Origin of the sequence: Pseudomonas sp. A25(2017) (assembly GCF_002001065.1) — a bacterium.
Classification (GTDB): domain Bacteria; phylum Pseudomonadota; class Gammaproteobacteria; order Pseudomonadales; family Pseudomonadaceae; genus Aquipseudomonas; species Aquipseudomonas kilonensis.
The window spans coordinates 105,091-126,432 of sequence record NZ_MUOA01000121.1 but is presented as its reverse complement, the minus strand read 5'-3'; the positions used below and the strand labels follow the sequence as shown (position 1 = coordinate 126,432).

The 21,342-nt window shown below is 61.7% G+C and carries 19 protein-coding genes and 1 pseudogene; 11 read left to right on the top strand and 9 right to left on the bottom strand.

Annotated features, from left to right (window positions below):
- Position 1 precedes the first annotated feature (1 nt).
- The 9 genes from B0E42_RS27900 (at position 2) to B0E42_RS27860 (ending at position 11,470) form a co-directional block, all read left to right on the top strand.
- Positions 2–412: a hypothetical protein gene (locus B0E42_RS27900; protein ID WP_018605012.1), complete on the top strand. Its 411-nt coding sequence runs from the start codon at positions 2–4 to the stop codon at positions 410–412.
- A gap of 7 nt (positions 413–419) precedes the next feature.
- Positions 420–1,097 (top strand): response regulator transcription factor, encoded by a 678-nt coding sequence (locus B0E42_RS27895; protein WP_024617299.1) that lies wholly within the window; start codon positions 420–422, stop codon positions 1,095–1,097.
- Positions 1,098–1,370: 273 nt separating this feature from the next.
- Positions 1,371–1,808, top strand: a complete 438-nt coding sequence (locus tag B0E42_RS27890; protein ID WP_077508583.1) for a Spy/CpxP family protein refolding chaperone — start codon at positions 1,371–1,373, stop codon at positions 1,806–1,808.
- Between the two features lie 65 nt (positions 1,809–1,873).
- Positions 1,874–3,214 carry a HAMP domain-containing sensor histidine kinase gene (locus tag B0E42_RS27885; protein WP_053181246.1) on the top strand — a complete coding sequence of 447 codons (1,341 nt, stop codon included), beginning with the start codon at positions 1,874–1,876 and terminating at the stop codon, positions 3,212–3,214.
- Positions 3,215–3,505: 291 nt separating this feature from the next.
- Positions 3,506–4,933 carry a di-heme oxidoredictase family protein gene (locus tag B0E42_RS27880; protein ID WP_077508580.1) on the top strand — a complete coding sequence of 476 codons (1,428 nt, stop codon included), beginning with the start codon at positions 3,506–3,508 and terminating at the stop codon, positions 4,931–4,933.
- Between the two features lie 28 nt (positions 4,934–4,961).
- Positions 4,962–6,026 carry an imelysin family protein gene (locus B0E42_RS27875; protein ID WP_053181249.1) on the top strand — a complete coding sequence of 355 codons (1,065 nt, stop codon included), beginning with the start codon at positions 4,962–4,964 and terminating at the stop codon, positions 6,024–6,026.
- A gap of 2 nt (positions 6,027–6,028) precedes the next feature.
- A complete protein-coding gene (locus B0E42_RS27870) occupies positions 6,029–7,126 on the top strand; it encodes a DUF1513 domain-containing protein (RefSeq protein ID WP_077508578.1) in 1,098 nt (365 codons plus the stop codon).
- 155 nt (positions 7,127–7,281) lie between these two features.
- On the top strand, positions 7,282–8,430 hold the full coding sequence (locus B0E42_RS27865) for an efflux RND transporter periplasmic adaptor subunit (RefSeq protein WP_077508576.1): 1,149 nt from the start codon (positions 7,282–7,284) through the stop codon (positions 8,428–8,430).
- A gap of 13 nt (positions 8,431–8,443) precedes the next feature.
- Entirely contained in the window at positions 8,444–11,470 is a 3,027-nt protein-coding gene (locus B0E42_RS27860) for a multidrug efflux RND transporter permease subunit (RefSeq protein WP_077508574.1), read from the top strand.
- 214 nt (positions 11,471–11,684) lie between these two features.
- Here the strand turns inward: B0E42_RS27860 and B0E42_RS27850 are convergent, their stop codons facing one another.
- From B0E42_RS27850 to colR, 4 genes and pseudogenes are all read right to left on the bottom strand, one after another.
- On the bottom strand, positions 11,685–11,912 hold the full coding sequence (locus B0E42_RS27850; RefSeq protein ID WP_033062899.1) for a hypothetical protein: 228 nt from the start codon (positions 11,910–11,912) through the stop codon (positions 11,685–11,687).
- Positions 11,913–11,914: 2 nt separating this feature from the next.
- Positions 11,915–12,067 (bottom strand): annotated as a pseudogene (locus B0E42_RS31620) (lipopolysaccharide kinase InaA family protein); the annotation flags it as partial.
- Between the two features lie 108 nt (positions 12,068–12,175).
- Positions 12,176–13,453 carry a HAMP domain-containing sensor histidine kinase gene (locus tag B0E42_RS27840; protein WP_018613109.1) on the bottom strand — a complete coding sequence of 426 codons (1,278 nt, stop codon included), beginning with the start codon at positions 13,451–13,453 and terminating at the stop codon, positions 12,176–12,178.
- Positions 13,443–14,126, bottom strand: a complete 684-nt coding sequence (gene colR, locus B0E42_RS27835; protein WP_014339860.1) for a two-component system response regulator ColR — start codon at positions 14,124–14,126, stop codon at positions 13,443–13,445. The genes B0E42_RS27840 and colR overlap by 11 nt, the downstream gene beginning before the upstream one ends.
- A gap of 328 nt (positions 14,127–14,454) precedes the next feature.
- Between colR and B0E42_RS27830 the strand changes: the two genes are divergently transcribed.
- Positions 14,455–15,198, top strand: coding sequence for a phosphatase PAP2 family protein (locus tag B0E42_RS27830; RefSeq protein WP_077508570.1), 744 nt, complete (start codon positions 14,455–14,457; stop codon positions 15,196–15,198).
- A 212-nt stretch (positions 15,199–15,410) separates the two neighbouring features.
- On the opposite strand, the gene groL is transcribed toward B0E42_RS27830, so the two are convergent.
- The 4 genes from groL to B0E42_RS27810 all read right to left on the bottom strand — a co-directional run bounded on the left by groL (position 15,411) and on the right by B0E42_RS27810 (position 18,914).
- The gene (gene groL, locus B0E42_RS27825; RefSeq protein ID WP_014339862.1) at positions 15,411–17,054 is read right to left on the bottom strand and encodes a chaperonin GroEL; all 1,644 of its coding nucleotides are present in this window, start codon (positions 17,052–17,054) and stop codon (positions 15,411–15,413) included.
- Between the two features lie 49 nt (positions 17,055–17,103).
- Positions 17,104–17,397: a co-chaperone GroES gene (locus tag B0E42_RS27820; RefSeq protein WP_003178744.1), complete on the bottom strand. Its 294-nt coding sequence runs from the start codon at positions 17,395–17,397 to the stop codon at positions 17,104–17,106.
- 242 nt (positions 17,398–17,639) lie between these two features.
- The gene (locus B0E42_RS27815; protein ID WP_014339863.1) at positions 17,640–18,116 is read right to left on the bottom strand and encodes an FxsA family protein; all 477 of its coding nucleotides are present in this window, start codon (positions 18,114–18,116) and stop codon (positions 17,640–17,642) included.
- A gap of 66 nt (positions 18,117–18,182) precedes the next feature.
- Positions 18,183–18,914, bottom strand: coding sequence for a HugZ family protein (locus B0E42_RS27810; RefSeq protein WP_018613122.1), 732 nt, complete (start codon positions 18,912–18,914; stop codon positions 18,183–18,185).
- 164 nt (positions 18,915–19,078) lie between these two features.
- Here B0E42_RS27810 and B0E42_RS27805 point away from each other — a divergent pair, with 164 nt between their 5' ends.
- Positions 19,079–19,837, top strand: coding sequence for an SDR family oxidoreductase (locus B0E42_RS27805; RefSeq protein WP_018613125.1), 759 nt, complete (start codon positions 19,079–19,081; stop codon positions 19,835–19,837).
- 234 nt (positions 19,838–20,071) lie between these two features.
- On the opposite strand, the gene apbC is transcribed toward B0E42_RS27805, so the two are convergent.
- The gene (gene apbC / locus B0E42_RS27800) at positions 20,072–21,166 is read right to left on the bottom strand and encodes an iron-sulfur cluster carrier protein ApbC (protein WP_003204921.1); all 1,095 of its coding nucleotides are present in this window, start codon (positions 21,164–21,166) and stop codon (positions 20,072–20,074) included.
- Between the last annotated feature and the right edge of the window lie 176 nt (positions 21,167–21,342).

Here is a 21,342-nt window from a genome sequence, read left to right as displayed (position 1 = left end):
AATGCGCAAAGGTCCGTTGTGCCTGTTATTGGTCACGTTGACGATCGGGGCACCCGCCCATGGCCAGGAGAGCACCGAGGGCAGTCATTCGGCGCCCTTGTCCCTGAGCGCCGGTGGCCAGATCGCCGAACTGCAGCAACGCTTGAAAGACAGCGAACGCCAGCGTGAAGAACTGAGCAAGCAATTGCAAAGCGCTGACAGTGCACGCGAGAGCGCATTGCTGGCCAGGCTGCGCCAGGAAAACCAGCGACTGAAGCTGCAACTCAAGGAAGCCCAGGCAAGCCCGCTGCCACGCCTGTTGACCGATCAACAGCAATGGTTTGTCATTGGTGCCGGGGTAGCGCTATTGGCCCTGCTGTGCGGTATCTTTGCCAGCGGTGGACGTAGACAACGTCGGCAATGGCTAAATTGAGTGAGTCATGAGCGAGCTGTTACTGATAGACGATGACCAGGAGCTGTGTGAGCTCCTCGTAAGCTGGTTGAGCCAGGAAGGTTTTCAGGTCCGGGCCTGTCACGATGGCCAAAGTGCCCGCAAGGCCCTGGCCGAAACCTCCCCGGCAGCCGTGGTACTGGACGTGATGCTGCCCGACGGCAGTGGCCTGGAACTGCTCAAGCAATTGCGCAACGATCACCCGGAGCTGCCGGTGCTGATGCTGTCGGCCCGGGGAGAACCGCTGGACCGTATCCTCGGCCTGGAACTGGGCGCCGATGACTACCTGGCCAAGCCCTGCGACCCCCGCGAACTGACCGCCCGCCTGCGCGCCGTGCTACGCCGCAGCCACCCGACGGCGGTGTCCAGCCAGATCGAGCTGGGTGACCTGACTTTCAGCCCGGTGCGTGGCGTGGTCAGCATCGATGAACAGGAACAGACCCTCACCGTTTCCGAAAGCCGCCTGCTCGAAGCGTTGCTCAAGCAGCCGGGCGAACCGCTGGACAAGCAGGAACTGGCGCAGATCGCCCTGGGCCGCAAGCTGACCCTGTACGACCGCAGCCTCGATATGCACGTGAGCAACCTGCGCAAGAAAATCGGCCCCCACCCCGACGGCCGCCCGCGCATCGTGGCGCTGCGTAGCCGGGGCTATTACTACAGCCTCTAAGCACGACACTGATCCCTTGTGGCGCCGCCCCGCTGGGCTGTGGGAGCAAAGCTTGCTCGCGATGCAGGCGCCTCGGTTCCCTCAGAGACCGCGTTATCTTCATCGCGGGCAAGCCTTGCTCCCACAGGGTTTAGTGTTCGGCCCTGCAGATTTGTCAGGTCCGCACCAAACCGTCTTTACCCAAGCTTTACCCTCCCCTGACCGCCGCTGACCTTGATCTCCGTAATCTGCACTCATCCGGAACTGACCGGGAATGAGACAAGGAGACACACCATGCGCAAGACCCTTATCGCTCTGATGTTCGCTGCCGCCCTGCCGACCGTCGCCATGGCCATGCCCGAAGGCGCCGGCCCGATGGGACCAATGGACGGCCCACGCCACGGCGGCCAGATGCACGACAAAGGCCCGTACAGCCAACTGGACCTGAGCCGCGAACAGCGCCAGCAGATTCGCCGGATCATGGGCGAACAGCGCCACGAACAACGCGAGCTGGTAGACAAGTACCTGGCCAAGCTGTTGCCAGCCGACCAGAAAGCCATGCAGGACGAAATGCAAGCCCGGCATCAGAAGATCGATGCCCAGATCCGCGGGCTGCTGAAGCCTGAACAGCAGAAAGAGTTCGACGCGATCCAGAAGAAACAGGCCGAGCGTCGCGCCGAGTGGGCTGAGTTCAAGGCCTGGAAAGCGCAACAGCCGCAAAAAGCGCAATAATGCACTGAAGCCCCTAGCCCAACGGCAAGTCGCCGTTGGGCTTTCTTTGTTTTCGAGGATTTACCGTGCGTTCATTGTTCTGGCGCATCCTGGCCAGTTTCTGGCTGGCCATCGCTCTGGTTGCAGGGCTTTCACTCTTGATGGGCCACATGCTCAACCAGGACGCCTGGATCCTCAGCCGCCACCCGGGCCTCAACACCCTGCCCGAAGAGTGGACGCAAACCTACGAAAGCCAGGGCGAGGACGCCGCCCAGGACATCCTGCAACAGCGCAAGCGTCAGTACCACGTCGACGTCCAGGTGTTCAATGAAAGCGGCGACCCGGTGGTGCGCGGCACCTTCCCCCATCGCGCCGCGGCCTTCGAGGCCCGGCAGAACAACAACGACCGACGCCTGCCCTGGCGACGCCTGACCGACGAATTCACCAGCGCCAAAACCGGCGACACCTACCTGTTCATCTACCGCATCCCCCATCCCGAACTGGACGCCTGGCACCGCGACAGCCTGCTCTGGCCCCTCAGTGCGCTGGGGATCGCGCTGGTGGTGCTGACCTTGTTCAGCCTGTTGGTGACGCTGTCCATCACCCGCCCGCTGAGTCGCCTGCGCGGCGCGGTGCATGACCTGGGCCAGGCCACCTATCAGCAGAACAGCCTCGCCAAGCTGGCCAACCGGCGGGATGAGTTCGGCGTACTGGCCACTGACTTCAACCGCATGGGCGCGCGCCTGCAAAGCTTGATCACCAGCCAGCGACAACTGCTGCGCGACGTCTCCCACGAACTGCGCTCGCCCCTGGCCCGGCTGCGCATTGCCCTGGCATTGGCTGAACGGGCCAGTCCTGAGGAGCGTGAGAAGCTCTGGCCGCGCCTGACCCGCGAATGCGATCGCCTGGAAGCACTGATCAGCGAAATCCTGGTGTTGGCCCGGGTCGATGCCGACAACGCCAGCGCCGAAGAGGTGGAACTCAACGGCTTGCTGGTCACCCTGCAAAAAGATGCGCAACTGGCCTCACCGGAACAAACCGTGCAGCTCGAAACCGAGGCGGACCTGACCCTCAAGGGCTGGCCAACCATGATCGAGCGAGCGGTGGACAACCTGCTGCGCAACGCCCAGCGCTTCAATCCGGCCGGGCAATCGATCGAAATGCGCGCGGCGCGCCAGGGCGAACGGATCATGATCAGCGTGCGCGACCACGGGCCTGGCGTGGAGGCCGAACACCTGGGGCAATTGGCCGAGCCGTTCTACCGCGCCCCCGGCCAGACCGCCGCCGGTCACGGACTGGGCCTGGCCATCGCACGCCGTGCCGCCGAACGCCATGGCGGCACGCTGGTGCTGGGTAATCATCCTGGCGGCGGGTTCATCGCGACGCTGGAGTTGCCGTTGGTGCCGGGGGCTGTCGTCCAACCGTAAGCGTTGCAAATACCCCCTGTGGCGAGGGGATTTATCCCCGCTGGGCTGCGCAGCAGCCCCCTGGTTTTATCTGATACACCGCGGTGGCAGACACATTTGGGGGCGCTCCGCACCCCAGCGGGGCGGTGCGACGTTTCGCTAAATCCCCTCGCCACAATGGGTCAGACCATCCTTGAGTGGCCCTCTGATCAAAGCAGCTCTCATCAAACCAAACGATAATTCCTCTTATTCAAACTGCCCCGCCCTGTTAGACTTTGCGCCCTCGTTTTCACTCATCTCCCAGGACGCCCGATGCCGTCGTTGCCTCTTCGTTTATGTGCGCTGTTCATGGCCCTGGGCCTGAGCGCCTGCGATGATGCCCCGCGTTTTACCCAGGCCGAACCCGGTGAAGCCCGTTCCGGTGGCGCTGCGACGGTACGCAAGACGGATCAGAACGCCTTTTCCCTGCCCTCGGCCAACCTGCCGCCCTCACGGCGCGTGGATTTCAGCGTCGGCAACAGTTTTTTCCGCAGCCCCTGGGTGATCGCTCCCTCGACCACCACCGCCCGCGACGGCCTCGGGCCTTTGTTCAACACCAACGCCTGCCAGAACTGCCACATCAAGGACGGTCGCGGCCACCCGCCCGCGCCGGACGCGAGCACCGCGGTATCGATGCTGGTACGCCTGTCGATCCCCGACGCGCCGCCTTACGCCAAGGTCATCGAGCAATTGGGAGTCGTGCCGGAACCGGTTTACGGCGGGCAGTTGCAGGACATGTCCGTGCCCGGCGTCGCCCCCGAAGCCAAGGTGCGGGTTGATTACACATCGGTCCCGGTGCGTTTCAAGGACGGTACCGTCGTGGAACTGCGCAAGCCGAACCTGCAGATCACCCAACTGGCCTATGGACCGATGCACCCGGACACGCGCTTTTCCGCCCGCGTCGCCCCGCCGATGATCGGCCTGGGACTGCTCGAAGCCATCCCTGACGAAGCCATCCTGGCAAACGCCGAGGCCCAGGCCCGGGAGAAAAATGGCATTGCCGGGCGTCCCAACCAGGTCTGGGACGATGCCCAGCAAAAAACCGTCCTGGGACGCTTCGGCTGGAAGGCCGGGCAGCCCAACCTCAACCAACAGAATGTCCACGCGTTCTCCGGTGACATGGGCCTGACAACAAGCCTGCGGCCCTTTGACGACTGCACCCAGACCCAGCTCGATTGCCAGCGCGCCCCCAGCGGTAATGGCCCGGACGGCGAACCGGAAGTCAGCGACAACATCCTGCGACTGGTGCTGTTCTATAGCCGCAACCTCGCCGTACCGGCCCGTCGCGAGGTGAATTCACCCCAGGTACTGGCGGGCAAGAATCTGTTTTTCCAGGCCGGTTGCCAGTCCTGCCACACACCGAAATACACCACCGCCGCCAACGCCGCCGAACCAGAGTTGGCGAACCAGGTCATCCGCCCTTACACCGACCTGCTGTTACACGACATGGGCGAAGGCCTGGCGGACAACCGCAGCGAATTCAAGGCCAGCGGCCGTGACTGGCGAACCCCGCCGCTGTGGGGCATAGGCCTGACCGAAACCGTCAACGGCCACACCCAGTTCCTGCATGACGGTCGGGCCCGCAACCTGCTCGAAGCCGTGCTGTGGCATGGCGGCGAAGCACAAGCGGCGCAGCGACAGGTCTTATCGTTCAATGTCGAACAGCGCGCTGCGTTGCTGGCCTTCCTGAATTCCCTTTAAACACCTTTTCCAGAAGTGGGAGCACAACATGTTCCGTCCCAAGCTGTTGTTCACCAGCCTCGCCGCCATCGCCCTTGGCGCCTGTTCGCCCCAGGATCCGCAAGCCGTTACCTCGGCCGCCATCGCCAAGCAAGTGATCCTGCCGACCTACAGCCGCTGGGTGGATGCCGACCGGCAACTGGCGACCAGCGCCCTGGCGTTCTGCCAAGGCAAGGAAAACCTGGAAACCGCCCGCGCCGATTTTCTCAAGGCGCAAAGAGCCTGGGCCGAGCTGCAGCCGCTGCTGATCGGCCCACTGGCCGAGGGCAACCGCGCCTGGCAGGTGCAGTTCTGGCCGGACAAGAAAAACCTGGTGGGCCGTCAAGTCGAGCAACTGGTCAATAGCCAGCCACAGATCGACGCCGCCGGCCTGGCCAAGTCCAGCGTCGTGGTCCAGGGCCTCTCGGCCTACGAATACCTGCTGTTCGACGCCAGGATCGACATGGCCGACAGTGCGCAAAAAGCCAAGTACTGCCCGCTGCTCACCGCCATCGGCGAACGCCAGAAGCAACTGGCCGAAGAGATCCTGTCGGGCTGGAACACCAACGACGGCATGCTCGCCCAGATGAGCAAATTCCCCAACCAGCGCTACGCCGATTCCCACGAGGCCATCGCTGACCTGCTGCGTGTCCAAGTCACCGCCCTGGACACGCTGAAGAAAAAGCTCGGCACACCGATGGGCCGCCAGAGCAAAGGCGTGCCCCAACCGTTCCAGGCCGATGCCTGGCGCAGCCAGTCGTCGTTGCAAGGCCTGGAGGCCAGCCTGAGCGCGGCCAGGACCGTCTGGGCGGGCGTGGACAACAAGGGCCTGCGCGGCTTGCTGCCAAGCGACCAGAAGCCACTGGCCGACAAGATCGATGCCGCCTACGATGCCTCGTTGAAATTGTTCGCCAGCAGCCAGCGCTCGCTGACCGAAATGCTCAACGACGATGCCGGGCGCCAGCAACTCAACGATTTGTATGACAGCCTCAACGTCGTCCATCGCCTGCACGAAGGCGAATTGGCCAAGGCGCTGGGCATTCAACTGGGCTTCAATGCCAACGACGGTGACTGATCATGTTTCGACGTCAGGTTCTGGCACTGGGCAGCTTGCTGCTCGGCGCCGTCACCCTGGGCGGCTGGACGCTGTTCAAGCAAAAGGACAAGCACCCACTCCTGCTTTCGGCACGGGACGATGGCGACGGCAAGCACTACGCCGTCGGCTATCGGCTGGACGGCACGCGGGTGTTCGCCACCCAGGTCGGCCAGCGTTGCCATGACATCATCAATCATCCGACACAGCCGATTGCGCTGTTCGTCGCCCGTCGTCCAGGTACCGAAAGCTACCTGATCGACCTGCGCGACGGGACGCTGCTGCAAACCATCACTTCGTTGCCGAACCGGCATTTCTACGGCCACGCGGTGATCCACAAAAGCGGCGAATGGCTGTACGCCACCGAGAACGACACCACCGACCCGGGACGCGGCCTGTTGGGCGTGTACCGTTTCGAAGGCGAACGACTGGTACACAGCGGCGAGATGTCCACCCATGGCATCGGTCCGCACCAGGTGTCATGGATGCCCGATGGCGAAACGCTGGTGGTCGCCAACGGCGGCATTCGCACCGAGGCCGAAAGCCGGGTCGAAATGAACCTCGACGCCATGGAGCCGAGTCTGGTGCTGATGCAGCGCGATGGCACCCTGCTGAGCAAGGAAACCCTCGCCCAATCGATGAACAGCGTGCGCCACCTGGGCATCGCCAGCGACGGCACCATCGTCTCCGGCCAGCAGTTCATGGGCGCTGCCCACGAGTCGTCGCAACTGCTGGCGATCAAGCGGCCGGGGCAGCCGTTCCAGGCGTTCCCAGTGCCTGAAGAGCAATTGCAGGCCATGGGGCACTACACCGCCAGCGTCGCCGTGCACAGCGACCTGCGCCTGGTGGCCCTGACCGCCCCCCGTGGCAATCGCTTCTTCATCTGGGACCTGGACAGTGGCGAAGTCCGCCTGGATGCGCCGCTGCCGGACTGTGCCGGCGTGGGCGCGGTGGCCGACGGTTTTGTCGTGACGTCGGGCCAAGGGCGTTGCCGCTATTACGATTGCCGACAGACACAACTGGTTGCAAAGCCTCTGGATCTGCCGGCAGGGCTCTGGGACAACCATTTGCATCTGGCCTGAGCCAGGGAGCGAAGCCCCTCGGGGCCGAGCGCCCTGATTTTTCGGAAAAATCCCACGCACCTCCAGCCCGCCAGCATCTGGAATAGCCCGCACACTCAGGGTAATGTGCCCGCCTATCTGTATTTTCTCTCAGCTCTTTTCCAAGGAAGTGGAACATGCTGCGACGCCGCATGCTGATCATGTTGGGTGTTGTCCTGCTGGTGGTGCTGTTGCTCGCCGGCTACAAGGCCTTCTCCGTCTACCAGCAGATCCAGATGTTTTCTGCACCCAAACCACCGGTCAGCGTGGCCGTGGCCACGGCCGCCCGGCAACCCTGGCAAGCTCGCCTGCCCACCGTTGGCAGCCTCAAGGCGCTGCAAGGCGTGGACCTGAGCCTGGAAATCGCCGGGACCGTGCAGAAGCTGCAGTTCCAGTCCGGGCAGAAGGTCAAGGCTGGCCAGCCGCTCCTGCAACTGGACAGCGAAGTCGAAAGCGCCCTGCTGGCAACCGCCGAGGCCGACCTTGGCCTGTCGCAACTGGATTTTGGTCGCGGCCGACAACTGGTGGGCAGCCAGGCGATCTCCAAGGGCGAGTTCGACCGGCTCTCGGCGCAACTGAAAAAGAACCAGGCCACGGTCAATCAGCTCAAGGCTTCGCTGGCCAAGAAACACATCCTGGCGCCGTTCAGCGGCACCATCGGCATTCGCCAGGTGGATGTCGGCGACTACCTGGCCAGCGGCACGGTGATCGCCACCCTGCAGGACCTCAGCAGCCTTTACGTGGACTTCTACGTCCCTGAACAAACCGTGCCCAGGCTCGCCGTTGCCCAGCCGGTCAACGTCAGCGTCTCGGCCTACCCCGGGCAGAACTTCGTCGCCACCATCAGCGCGATCAACCCCAAGGTCGAAGACAGCACCCGCAACGTATTGGTACGTGCCACCCTGGCCAACCCCGACGGCAAGCTGCTGCCAGGCATGTTCGCCAACCTGGAGGTGATCCTGCCGGACGTGGCCGACGGAATCGTCGTGCCGGAAAGCGCCGTGACCTACACGCTCTACGGCAACTCCATGTACGTGGTGACCCAAAAGAAAGGCACCGACGGCAATGTCGAGAAAGGCGACAAGGGCCAGCCGGTCCTGATCGCCGAACGGCGTTTCGTAGAAACCGGCGAGCGCCGCGACGGGCAGGTATTGGTTACCAAAGGCGTGCAGAGCGGCGAGCAAGTCGTGACCGCCGGCCAGCTCAAGCTCGATAACGGTACGCCGATCGCCATCAGCGACGACAAGACCCTGACCGAACAGAACAGCCCGCCGCGCGCGGACTGATCAAGGAACCCCCATGGCCTTTACCGATCCATTCATCCGCCGTCCGGTGCTCGCCACCGTGGTCAGCCTGTTGATCGTGCTGCTGGGCTTCCAGGCCTGGAGCAAGCTGCCCCTGCGCCAGTATCCGCAAATGGAGAACGCCCTGATCACGGTGACCACCGCCTACCCCGGGGCCAACGCCGAGACCATCCAGGGCTACATCACCCAGCCGATGCAGCAGAGCCTGGCCAGTGCCGAGGGCATCGACTACATGACCTCGGTCAGCCGCCAGAATTTCTCGGTGATTTCGGTCTATGCCCGCATCGGCTCCAACAGCGACCGGCTTTTTACCGAACTGCTGGCCAAGGCCAACGAGGTCAAGAACCAACTGCCCCAGGACGCCGAGGACCCGGTCCTCAGCCGCGAAGCCGCCGATGCCTCGGCACTGATGTACATCAGCTTCTTCAGCAAGGAACTGAACAACCCGCAGATCACCGACTACCTGTCACGGGTGATCCAGCCCAAACTGGCGACCCTGCCAGGCATGGCTGAGGCGGAGATCCTCGGCAACCAGGTCTTCGCCATGCGCCTGTGGCTGGACCCGGTCAAGCTCGCCGGTTTCGGCCTGACTGCCGCCGACGTGACCAACGCCGTACGCCAGCACAACTTCCTCTCCGCTGCCGGTGAAGTGAAAGGCGAATACGTCGTCACCAGCATCAACGCCAACACCGAACTCAAGTCCGCCGAGGCCTTCGGCGCGATCCCGCTCAAGACCGACGGCGACAGCCGCGTGTTGCTGCGGGACGTGGCTCGCGTGGAAATGGGCGCCGAGAACTACGACACCATCAGCTCCTTTGGTGGCACGCCCTCGGTGTACATCGGGATCAAGGCCACGCCCGGTGCGAACCCGCTGGATGTGATCAAGGAAGTGCGCAAGATCATGCCGGACATGGAGGCCCAGCTCCCGACCAACCTCAAGGCCGAGATCGCCTACGACGCCACCCTGTTCATCCAGGCCTCCATCGACGAAGTGGTGAAAACCCTGTTCGAGGCGGTGCTGATTGTCATTGTCGTGGTGTTCCTGTTCCTCGGTGCCCTGCGTTCGGTGGTCATCCCGGTGGTGACCATCCCGCTGTCGATGATCGGCGTGATGTTCTTCATGCAGTTGATGGGCTACTCGATGAACCTCCTGACCCTGCTGGCCATGGTGCTCGCCATCGGTCTGGTGGTGGACGACGCCATTGTGGTGGTGGAGAACATTCACCGGCACATCGAGGAAGGCAAGACCCCGTTCGATGCGGCGATAGAAGGTGCCCGGGAAATCGCCATGCCGGTGGTCTCGATGACCATCACCCTGGCGGCGGTGTACGCGCCGATCGGTCTGCTCGAGGGCCTGACGGGCGCTTTGTTCAAGGAGTTCGCATTGACCCTGGCCGGGGCGGTGGTGATCTCCGGGATCGTCGCCCTGACCTTGTCACCGATGATGTGCGCCCTGCTCCTGCGCCACGATGAGAACCCCTCGGGGCTGGCCCATCGGCTGGACATGGTGTTCGAACGCTTGAAGCGCCGTTACCAGCGCATGCTTCACGGCACGCTCAATACCCGGCCGGTGGTCCTGGTGTTCGCGGTGATCGTGCTGCTGCTGATCCCGGTGTTGATCATGTTCACCAAGTCCGAACTGGCTCCCGACGAAGACCAGGGCATCATCTTCATGATGGCCACCGCTCCGCAACCCACCAACCTCGACTACCTGAACACGTACACCGATCACTTCATTACCATCTTCAAGGAGTTCCCGGAGTACTACTCCTCGTTCCAGATCAACGGCTACAACGGCGTGCAGTCGGGCATCGGTGGCTTCCTGCTCAAGCCCTGGAACGAACGCAGCCGCACCCAGATGGAAATCCTGCCAGAGGTCCAGGCCAAGCTGGAAAGCGTGCCTGGCTTGCAGATCTTCGGTTTCAACCTGCCCTCGCTGCCGGGCACCGGCGAAGGCTTGCCATTTGCGTTCGTCATCAACTCGCCGAAGGATTATGCGACGCTGCTGGAGGTTGCCGACCGGGTCAAAAAGCGCGCATTGGAATCCGGCAAGTTCGCCTTCATGGACATTGACCTGGCGTTCGACAAGCCCGAAGTCGTGGTGGATATCGATCGCGCCAAGGCCGCCCAGATGGGCGTTTCGATGCAGGACCTGGGCGGTACCCTGGCAACACTGCTGGGTGAAGCCGAGATCAACCGCTTCACCCTCGAGGGACGCAGCTACAAGGTCATTGCCCAGGTCGAACGTCCCTTCCGGGACAACCCGGACTGGTTGAACAACTACTACGTAAAAAATGCCAAGGGTGAATCGCTACCGCTATCGACCCTGATCAAGGTCAGCGACCGGGCGCGACCACGACAACTGAACCAGTTCCAGCAGCTCAATGCGGTGACGATCTCGGGCTTCCCTATCGTGAGCATGGGCGAGGCCATCGAGACCGTCCGCCAGATCGCCCGCGAGGAAGCGCCGGTGGGGTTCGCCTTCGATTATGCAGGGGCTTCGCGCCAGTTCGTACAGGAAGGCAGTGCGTTGTGGGTGACCTTTGCCCTGGCCCTGGCGATCATCTTCCTGGTGCTGGCCGCGCAGTTCGAAAGCTTCCGGGACCCGCTGGTGATCCTGGTGACCGTGCCGCTGTCCATTTGCGGAGCCTTGATCCCGCTGTTCCTCGGCTGGTCGAGCATGAACATCTATACCCAGGTGGGCCTGGTGACGCTGATTGGCCTGATCAGCAAGCACGGGATCCTGATTGTCGAGTTCGCCAACCAGTTGCGCAGGGAACAGAACCTGACACCGCGTGAAGCGGTGGAACAAGCCGCGTCGATTCGTCTGCGGCCAGTGCTGATGACCACTGCGGCGATGGTGTTCGGCATGGTGCCGCTCATCTTCGCCACAGGCGCCGGGGCGGTGAGCCGCTTCGACATCGGCATGGTGATCGCAACCGGGATGTCGATTGGCACCTTGTTCACGTTGTTCGTGCTGCCTTGCGTCTACACGCTGCTGGCCAAGCCGGACAAGGCCTGAAATAGACACCTGTGGCGAGGGATAGTGTGGGAGCAAGGCTTGCCCGCGATGAAGGCGGTGCGGTCTTCCAGGAATCGGGGCGGCCGTTTCGCGAGCAAGCTTTGCTCCCACAATCCAACGGGGATAGATCCCCTCGCCACAATGGTTGATTTGACAGTCCACCAAAATAATAAAGGCCTCGCACAAGGGAGACCTTTATCTTGGTTTCAGGGCTTTAACTTTGCGGCCTCATCCCCTGGGACAGGCTGAACATGAACAGCAGCAGATCATCGTTCGGTTGGATCGCCTCGCTGGTCTTTGCCACGCGGGGCAAAGGACAATGCGCATCAGCATTCGAAGCACTGAGGATCTGCGAGCGCGGCTGTTCCCACACAGCCACCGCCATCGATGCAACTGCCAGGGCTCCGACTAAAAACAAACCTCTAGCAATTTCTAGTTTCATCGCTATAAACCCTTGATAGCGCTGCCAAACGCCGCCTCATAAAAGTAGACGAGTTTTTTCCAATCAACATCGCTGAACGACGAATGGCGCCGCAGCTGTTTCATGTCATGGGAGGCCGCCCACCGGGCAGTCAGGCGCCGGCGACACTTCTCCAGAGGCTCCATGAATGATCGGCCCCACTTTATGAAACGGGATGTCATGTCTTTGTGAAAACAACGTCACGTAAATGCCCTATTGTTTAAAAGACTTTTCCATACCTACGCTTAGCCCCTTGGGTTCAGTTCCACCTCGAAATGGCAACCGTTGGGCTCCATCGTACTGAGGCTCACTGTCCAGCCCTGGTTCTCGCAAATGCGCTGCACCAGGGACAACCCCAATCCCAATCCCTCGCCGCGCTTTTCACTGCCGCGCACGAACGGCTCGAACATCGCCTCGCGCTTCTCCTCGGGAATGCCTACGCCACTGTCCTCGACCACGAAACCGGTGGCGGTCAGCGAAAGGCGGATGAACCCCTGATCGGTGTAGTGCAGGGCGTTGCGTAGCAAATTGCCCATCACGGCAGTCAGGAACGTGGCGTTATACAGGGTGTCGACGGTTTGCCCGGGATCGAAGATCAGCGTCAGGCCTTTGGATTCGATGGGCACGCGCCACACGCCGAGGAGGTTCTCGGCCACCAGCCCCAGGGGCAGCCGAGGCGACATGCCGTTGTCTTCGCGTTCGGCCCTGGCGAGCATCAGGAAGGTCTGCACCAACTCGCGCATCTCTTCACTGGCTCGATTGATGCGCTCGACCTGGGTACGTCCGCGCGGGTCCAGTGCCGGATTTCCCAGCAACAACTCACAGGAGGTCGCCAGGACCATCAACGGTGTGCGCAACTCGTGGCTCACGTCGCTGGTAAACAAACGCTCGCGGGTCAAGGCCTGGCGCAAGCGCCCCAATGTGGCGTCGAATGCCACGGCCAGTTCACCCACTTCATCGGCGGCATAATCCGGGGCCAGCGGAGGAGCCAGACCCAGGAGCTGGTCGCGATGGCGCACTTGCCGCGCCAGGCGGACCACTGGCGCCATCACCCGGCGTGCCAGGACCCAGCCCAAAAATACCGCCAGTGCCAGGCTGAGCACAAAGCCCACCAACACCACGGCGAACAGTACCCGCTCGCGCTCCTCGAAGTCACTCTGGTCCTGCAGCAACACGTAGTGCCGCCCATCAACGATCTCGACCATGGCGTGATAGGACAACTGCCCGCGAAACACCTCGTGGAAACCACGCTCCAGATGGCGCAGGTCCTTGGGCAACTCGAAGTCACCAGGGCCGCCGCTGAAATAAAACAGTTGGTCGGGTTCCGGCCGGTGGTTCCAGTCCGAGACACTGTCCATCAGCAGCAAGCGTTGCAGATCGCCGCCAAGCCCGGCGGAAATCAGTTTCTCTTCCACCAGATGGACCGTCGCCACGATGCCCATGGCGAATGCGCCAGCCACCAATGCGCTCATCAGCGCAAAGGCGATGATGATCCGTTGGGCAAGGCTCTGCTTAAACTCCATCGCGGCCCTCGGCCAGGCGATAGCCGACGCCGTGTACGGTGTGCAGCAACGGTTTGTCGAACGGTTTGTCGATCACCTGGCGCAATTGATGGACGTGACTGCGCAGGCTGTCGCTGTCCGGGCAATCATCGCCCCACAACGCCTCTTCAAGGATTTCGCGGCGCAACACGTGAGGGCTTTTCTGCATCAATACCGCCAGCAGCTTGAGGCCTACGGGGTTGAGCTTGAGCAGCTTGCCTTCACGCGTCACTTCCAGGGTATCGAGGTCGTAGCTCAGATCGCCGACCTGCAAGGCTCGGCGGCCACCGCCCTGGGCCCGACGCATCACGGCTTCGATCCGCGCGGCCAGTTCTGACAGGGCAAACGGTTTGATCAGGTAGTCATCGGCCCCGGACTTGAAGCCCTGCAGACGATCGTCCAACTGATCCCGGGCGGTGAGCATGATCACCGGCGTATCGCGCCGGGCGTCTTCGCGCAGGCGCTGGCACAAGGTATAGCCGTCGATGCCCGGCAGCATGATGTCGAGCACGATCAGGTCGTAGTGTTCGGTCGCGGCCAGGTGCAATCCTGACAAACCGTCCTGGGCACAATCGACGGTGTAGCCCTTGAGCTCCAGGTAATCGGCCAGGTTGGCCAGGATGTCGCGGTTGTCTTCGACCAATAGAATTCGCATGGGCACCTCTGCGTACACAGTTAACGGCCATCTTGGCCCGCGCAGCTTACGGCCAAGTCTGGCTCACGGCTAGGGTTGTATCCGCTGTGACAGCACATGCTTATGTGGGAGCGGGCTTGCTCGCGAATGCGGTGGCCCAGCCGCCATCAATGTTGAATGTACCGACGCTTTCGCGAGCAAGCCCGCTCCCACATAAGTCGAGTGAGCCAAGGAACAGGACTGCGCGGGCATTGACGAGTTTTTCACCCAACATTCACACCGCCCCGACGCAGCGCAGACCAGACTGTGCGACACCGCTTTATGCCCTCCCCCCATCAAAGGTAATGCCATGGTCCCCACCGCCACCCGCCCCGTTTCCCGGCCCCTGAATTTCTGGGTTGTCCTGGGCCTGCCTGCCGTTGTCGCAGCGACGCTGGTGTTGCTGGAATTGACCACGCTGGACATGGACGTGGCCAAGCTGTTTTACGACCCGATGGCGGGTGGATTCATCGGCCGGCACAGCTTTTTCCTGGAAGACATCCTGCACGATCGAGCCAAAGAGGTGGTCATCGTGTTCTCCGTGCTGGCGGTCCTGGGATTCATCAGCTCGTTCTTCATCGCCCGGCTCAAACCGTTCAAGCGCGAGCTCGGTTGCCTGGTGCTGTCCCTGGCACTGGCGACGTCCTTCGTCACCCCGATGAAAGCGGTGACGGCGGTGCAATGCCCCTGGAGCCTGAAGGAGTTCGGTGGCAAGGAAACCTATAGCGAACTGCTGAGCCCACGCCCGGCCACGGACAAACCCGGTCGATGCTGGCCCGGCGGTCACGCCGCCACGGGGTTCACGTTGTTTGCACTATTCTTCGTCCTGCGCGACCGCCGCCCGCACCTGGCCCGCCAGGCCTTGGTACTCACCTTCACGCTAGGCACGGTATTTTCCCTGGGGCGGATGATGCAAGGGGCGCACTTCTTTTCCCACAATGTGTGGACAGCGGTGTTCTGTTGGCTGATTTGCCTGGGGTGTTACTACTACATTCTGTACCGACCGGCCGTCATGACTGATCGCGCAGCGTTGAGCCAGCCCGCCAACGCCTGAAAGCGCCTTGGACAAACCCTGTGGGAGCAAAGCTTGCTCGCGATTACGATGGCAGCTTCAACATCCTGGCAAGCTGACCCACCGCAATCGCGAGCAAGCTTTGCTCCCACAGAGACAGCCGGGCCCTACTCAATGCTGGGGCAAACCCAAGGCAATAAAAAACCCCGCTTGCTTTCGCAGGCGGGGTTTTTCGCTACAGGGGTAAGGCTGGCTTACATCATGCCGCCCATGCCACCCATGCCGCCCATGTCTGGCATACCGCCGCCAGCTGGAGCGTCTTCCTTGATTTCAGCGATCATCGCCTCGGTGGTGATCATCAGGCTGGCAATCGACGAAGCCGCTTGCAGAGCCGAACGAGTCACTTTGGCCGGGTCCAGGATACCCATTTCGATCATGTCGCCGTATTCGCCGGTAGCAGCGTTGTAACCGTAGTTACCCGAACCCTGCTTGACCTTGTCGACCACAACGCTTGGCTCGTCGCCGGAGTTGGCAACGATCTGGCGCAGCGGTGCTTCTACAGCGCGACGCAGCAATTGGATGCCGACGTTCTGGTCATCGTTGTCGCCTTTGAGTTCGCTGATGGCTTGCAGGGCACGAACCAGTGCCACGCCGCCGCCAGGTACCACGCCTTCTTCGACGGCTGCGCGGGTCGCGTGCAGGGCGTCTTCAACGCGGGCTTTCTTCTCTTTCATTTCAACTTCGGAACCAGCGCCAACCTTGATCACTGCAACGCCGCCGGACAGCTTGGCCAGGCGCTCTTGCAGTTTTTCACGGTCGTAGTCGGACGAAGTGTCGGCCACTTGCTGACGGATCTGCAGAACGCGAGCCTGGATGTCAGTCTCAACGCCGGCACCGTCGATCACGGTGGTGTTTTCCTTGGACAGGATCACGCGCTTGGCGTTACCCAGGTGCTCCAGGGTGGTGCTTTCCAGGCTCAGGCCGATCTCTTCGGAGATAACGGTACCGCCGGTCAGTACGGCGATGTCCTGCAGCATGGCCTTGCGACGATCGCCGAAGCCTGGAGCCTTGACGGCTGCGACTTTAACGATACCGCGCATGTTGTTCACGACCAGGGTCGCCAGGGCTTCGCCTTCAACGTCTTCAGCCACGATCAGCAGTGGGCGGCCGGCTTTGGCAACGGCTTCCAGCACTGGCAGCATTTCGCGGATGTTGGAGATCTTCTTGTCGACCAGCAGGATCAGCGGACCGTCCAGCTCGGCAGTCATGGTCTCTGGCTTGTTGACGAAGTACGGGGACAGGTAGCCACGGTCGAACTGCATGCCTTCTACAACCGACAGTTCGTTTTCCAGGCCCGAGCCTTCTTCAACGGTGATCACGCCTTCTTTACCGACTTTTTCCATGGCTTCGGCAATGATGTCGCCGATGGAGTTGTCGGAGTTGGCGGAGATGGTGCCGACCTGAGCGATTGCCTTGGTGTCAGCACATGGCTTGGACAGGGCTTTGAGCTCTTTGACAATGGCGATGGTCGCCTTGTCGATGCCGCGCTTGAGGTCCATCGGGTTCATGCCGGCAGCGACGGCCTTCAGGCCTTCGTTGACGATCGATTGAGCCAGGACGGTAGCGGTGGTGGTGCCATCGCCGGCGTCATCGTTGGCACGGGAGGCAACGTCTTTGACCAGTTGCGCGCCCATGTTTTCGAAGCGGTCTTTGAGCTCGATTTCCTTGGCAACGGAAACGCCGTCCTTGGTGATGGTCGGAGCGCCGAAGCTCTTCTCGATGATCACGTTACGGCCTTTCGGGCCCAGGGTCGCTTTTACTGCGTCAGCCAGGACGTTGACACCGGCGAGCATTTTCTTGCGGGCGGAATCGCCGAATTTTACTTCTTTAGCAGCCATGATCGATATTCCTTAAATACTTTGTAGTCGCGGGAAAATGAGCGGGGAATCAGCCTTCGATAACAGCGAGGATTTCGCTCTCGCCGATAACCAGCAGGTCTTCGCCATCAACTTTCACAGTGTTGCTACCGGAGTAAGGGCCGAACACAACCTTGTCACCCACTTTCACGGACAGCGCACGTACTTCACCGTTTTCCAGTGCCTTGCCCGGGCCTACAGCGAGGACTTCACCCTGGTTTGGCTTCTCGGCAGCCGACCCTGGCAGGACGATACCGCCAGCGGTTTTCTTTTCTTCTTCGCTGCGACGGACGACGACGCGGTCATGCAGAGGACGAAGCTTCATTGTCGATCTCTCCTAATTGTGGTTTTCATCGGCCGGTGTAGTCCCGGCGGGTTTAACAAAGCCGGCAGAGCCGGTTGCGGTTCGTCAGTCGAACCGCGGAAGTCTGTCCGGTGTCACCACCGGAAACCTTGCGGTGACCGTTACATAAGGGCGTACAAGTGGATTACAAGGGTGGGGGCAGAAATTTTTTACTTTGCGCACCCCAAACGAGCACGACGCCCGAAGGCGCCGTGCTGATGGTTTTACTTGGAATCGCGGTGTTCGAATTCGCCTTCGATCACGTTGGGCTCGCGGCCCACAGGCTCGCGCGGCGCCGGACCGCCACGGGGTTGGAGGTCATCGGCGAAGGCGCGTTGACGCATCGCCTGCTCTTCGGCGCGCTGGCGCATTTTATTGGCCAGCAGCCTCCGGGTGAACGGCAACAGCATGACCAGGCCCAGCACGTCGCTGATAAAGCCGGGCAGGATCAACAGACCGCCACCCAGGGCCAGCATCAGGCCTTCGAGCATGGTCTGGGCGGGCAGCTCGCCACGGTTCAGGCTTTCACGGGCCCGCAATGCCGTGGCGAGGCCGGCAATGCGCAGCACGAACACGCCGAGCATCGAGCCGAGAATGACCAGCAGCAGGGCCGGGAAAAACCCGATCGCACCGCTGACCTTGACGAATACGAACAGCTCCAACACCGGGAACAGCAGAAAGAGCAACAAAAAAGGGCGCATCAAATGGTTCCTCAACGCAAGAATGCCTTGCTATGAAAACCTAAATGACGTCGCCCTTTCGTGAATTCAAGCGTCGACTTCCGCATTTTTTGGCCATTGCTCGGCGTGAGCCAGATAAACCAAGGCTTCGCGCACTTGTGTCGGCGTGTTGCAAGGCGTCGCAAACGCCAGCCAGTGCAGGCCCTGGCCAATGCGCAAGTGCATGCCCTCGCTGTCGATGCCCGCCAGTTGTGCCGGTTCGCTTTTCGGCAGACCGGTCAATTCCACGTAATGGGCGATGGCCTTGGCGTGATCGGCATTCATGTGCTCGACCATGCTGGCTTCGGCTTTGCCGGCGAAGGGATTGGCCAGGGTGAGCTGGTCGATCCAGTGGATGGCGCCAAAGCCGCCAATGTAGCGATGGCGCACCGGCTCGAGCACCCAGAAATCGAAATCATGGGCCTTATGGTAGTTCTGCGAGTCAGGGAAATAGCGGTAGTAACGCTCGGCGGCAGCCTCGATGGCGCCACTGTCTTCGAGTTTGCGGGCCTCGGCCAGGTAGGTCAGGCGCCCCACGGCCTGCACATCCTCGGCACCGCGCTCGCCCACCAGCATCGAACACTTGGGGTCTTTTTGCAGGTTATGAGTGTGCTGGGCGATACGGCTGATCAGGATCAGTGGCCGGCCTTGTTCGTCCAGGCAATAGGGCACCACGGAGCCGAACGGAAAGCCGGGCATGGATTTGGAATGAGTGGCGAGCACTCCACGGTATTCCTTGAGCAGCAGTTCCCGGGCATGCTTGGCAGCTTCAACGCTCAACTTATGACTCCTTTTATGAAAACCGTCTAGAAAACGGTCAGGTGACTGGAGTAATGTTCCGGTACGCCTATGGGACAGTTCTCGTGTGCAGCCGGGCTACACCGTCGCCAATCGAGAGACCTCCCAAAAGGCCCCCTCCACCGCTGCGCCATCTGGACATGAGCATGCAACTCACTGACAAAGTAATCATTATCACCGGCGGTTGCCAGGGCCTGGGCCGCTCCATGGCCGAGTATCTCGCGGGCAAAGGTGCGAAGCTCGCCCTGGTGGACCTCAACCAGGAAAAACTCGACCAGACGGTTGCCGCGTGTATAGCCAAGGGCGTCGAAGCCCGGGCGTACCTGTGCAACGTTGCCAATGAGGAGCAGGTCAGCGACATGGTCGCCCGGGTCGCCGAGGACTTCGGCGCGATCCACGGCCTGATCAACAACGCCGGGATCCTGCGTGACGGCCTGCTGCTCAAGGTCAAGGATGGCGAAATGACCAAGATGAGCCTGGCCCAGTGGCAGGCCGTGATCGACGTCAACCTCACCGGTGTATTCCTGTGCACCCGTGAAGTGGCGGCGAAAATGGTCGAGCTGAAGAACAGCGGCGCCATCATCAATATCTCGTCGATCTCCCGCGCCGGCAATGTCGGCCAGACCAACTACTCGGCCGCCAAGGCCGGTGTGGCTGCCGCCACCGTGACCTGGGCCAAGGAACTGGCGCGCTACGGCATCCGTGTCGCCGGCATCGCCCCGGGCTTCATCGAAACCGAGATGACCCTGGGCATGAAGCCCGAGGCCCTGGAAAAAATGACCTCGGGGATTCCGCTCAAGCGCATGGGCAAGCCTGAGGAGATTGCGCATTCGGCAGCGTATATCTTCGAGAACGACTATTACACCGGTCGGATCCTGGAGATGGATGGCGGGTTGCGGATCTAAACCCACCGCCTAACAAAATGTGGGAGCAAGCCTGTGGGGGGCAAAGCCTGTGGGAGCATAGCTTGCTCGCGATGACGGCGTCACACCCAACATCTCTGTTGGCTTTAAAACCGCTATCGCGAGCAAGCTATGCTCCCACAGGCTTTGCTCCTACAGGGTTTGCTCCTATAGGCTTTGCTCCTATAGGGTTTGCTCCTACAGGCTTGCTCCCCACATAGATCGCAGTTCAGCCGATCAATCGTCGCTGACAGTGATGTTCGGCATCGCCGGCATGGCCGCTTCCTGCAACACGATCCGCGCGCCCACGTGGCGGGCCAGTTCCTGATAGACCATGGCGATCTGGCTGTCCGGTTCGGCGATGACCGTCGGCTTGCCGCCGTCGGCCTGTTCGCGGATCAGCATCGACAGCGGCAGCGAAGCCAGCAATTCGACGCCGTATTGGGTCGCCAGTTTTTCCCCGCCACCTTCGCCGAACAGGTGCTCGGCATGCCCGCAATTGGAGCAGATGTGCACGGCCATGTTCTCCACCACACCCAGCACCGGGATGTTGACCTTGCGGAACATTTCCACACCCTTGCGTGCATCCAGCAGGGCCAGGTCTTGAGGGGTAGTGACGATCACCGCGCCGGCCACCGGGACTTTCTGCGCCAGGGTCAGCTGGATATCGCCGGTGCCCGGAGGCATGTCGATCACCAGGTAATCCAGGTCGCCCCAGGCGGTTTGCGTAACCAGTTGCAACAGGGCACCGGAAACCATCGGCCCGCGCCAGACCATCGGCGTGTTGTCATCGGTCAGGAAGGCCATGGACATGACTTCCACGCCATGGGACTGGATCGGCACGAACCATTTCTGGTCCTTGACCTGCGGTCGGGTGCCCTCGGCAACACCGAACATGATGCCCTGGCTCGGGCCGTAGATGTCTGCATCGAGAATCCCGACCTTCGCCCCTTCACGGGCCAGGGCCAGGGCCAGGTTGGCCGCGGTGGTGGACTTGCCCACGCCGCCCTTGCCCGAGGCCACGGCGATCACGTTCTTGACGTTCGCCAGCCCCGGCACCTGCGCCTGGGCCTTGTGGGCGGCGATCACGCTGGTGATGTCGACTTTGGCGGCGCTCACCCCGTCCAGGGCCTCGATCGCCATTTGCAGCATCTGCGCCCAGCCGCTCTTGAACAGGTCGGCGGCGTAGCCGATTTCCAGCTGGACGCTGACGCGATCGCCCTGGATGTCGATGGCGCGCACGCATCCGGCGCTGACCGGGTCCTGGTTCAGATAAGGGTCGGTGTACTGGCGAAGGACGGCTTCCACCGCTGCGCGATTGACGGCGCTCATGGGCAACTCCGATAGCAAGACTTGAAAACAGGCCGCTATCCTACGCCGCGCATGCTGTTGTGGCGACCCGATTAAGGGCGACGAATGCGCTTGTGGCGAGGGAGCTTGCTCCCGCTGTGTGGGAGCAAGGCTTGCCCGCGATGCAGGCGATGCGGTCTTTCAGGAATCGAGGCGCC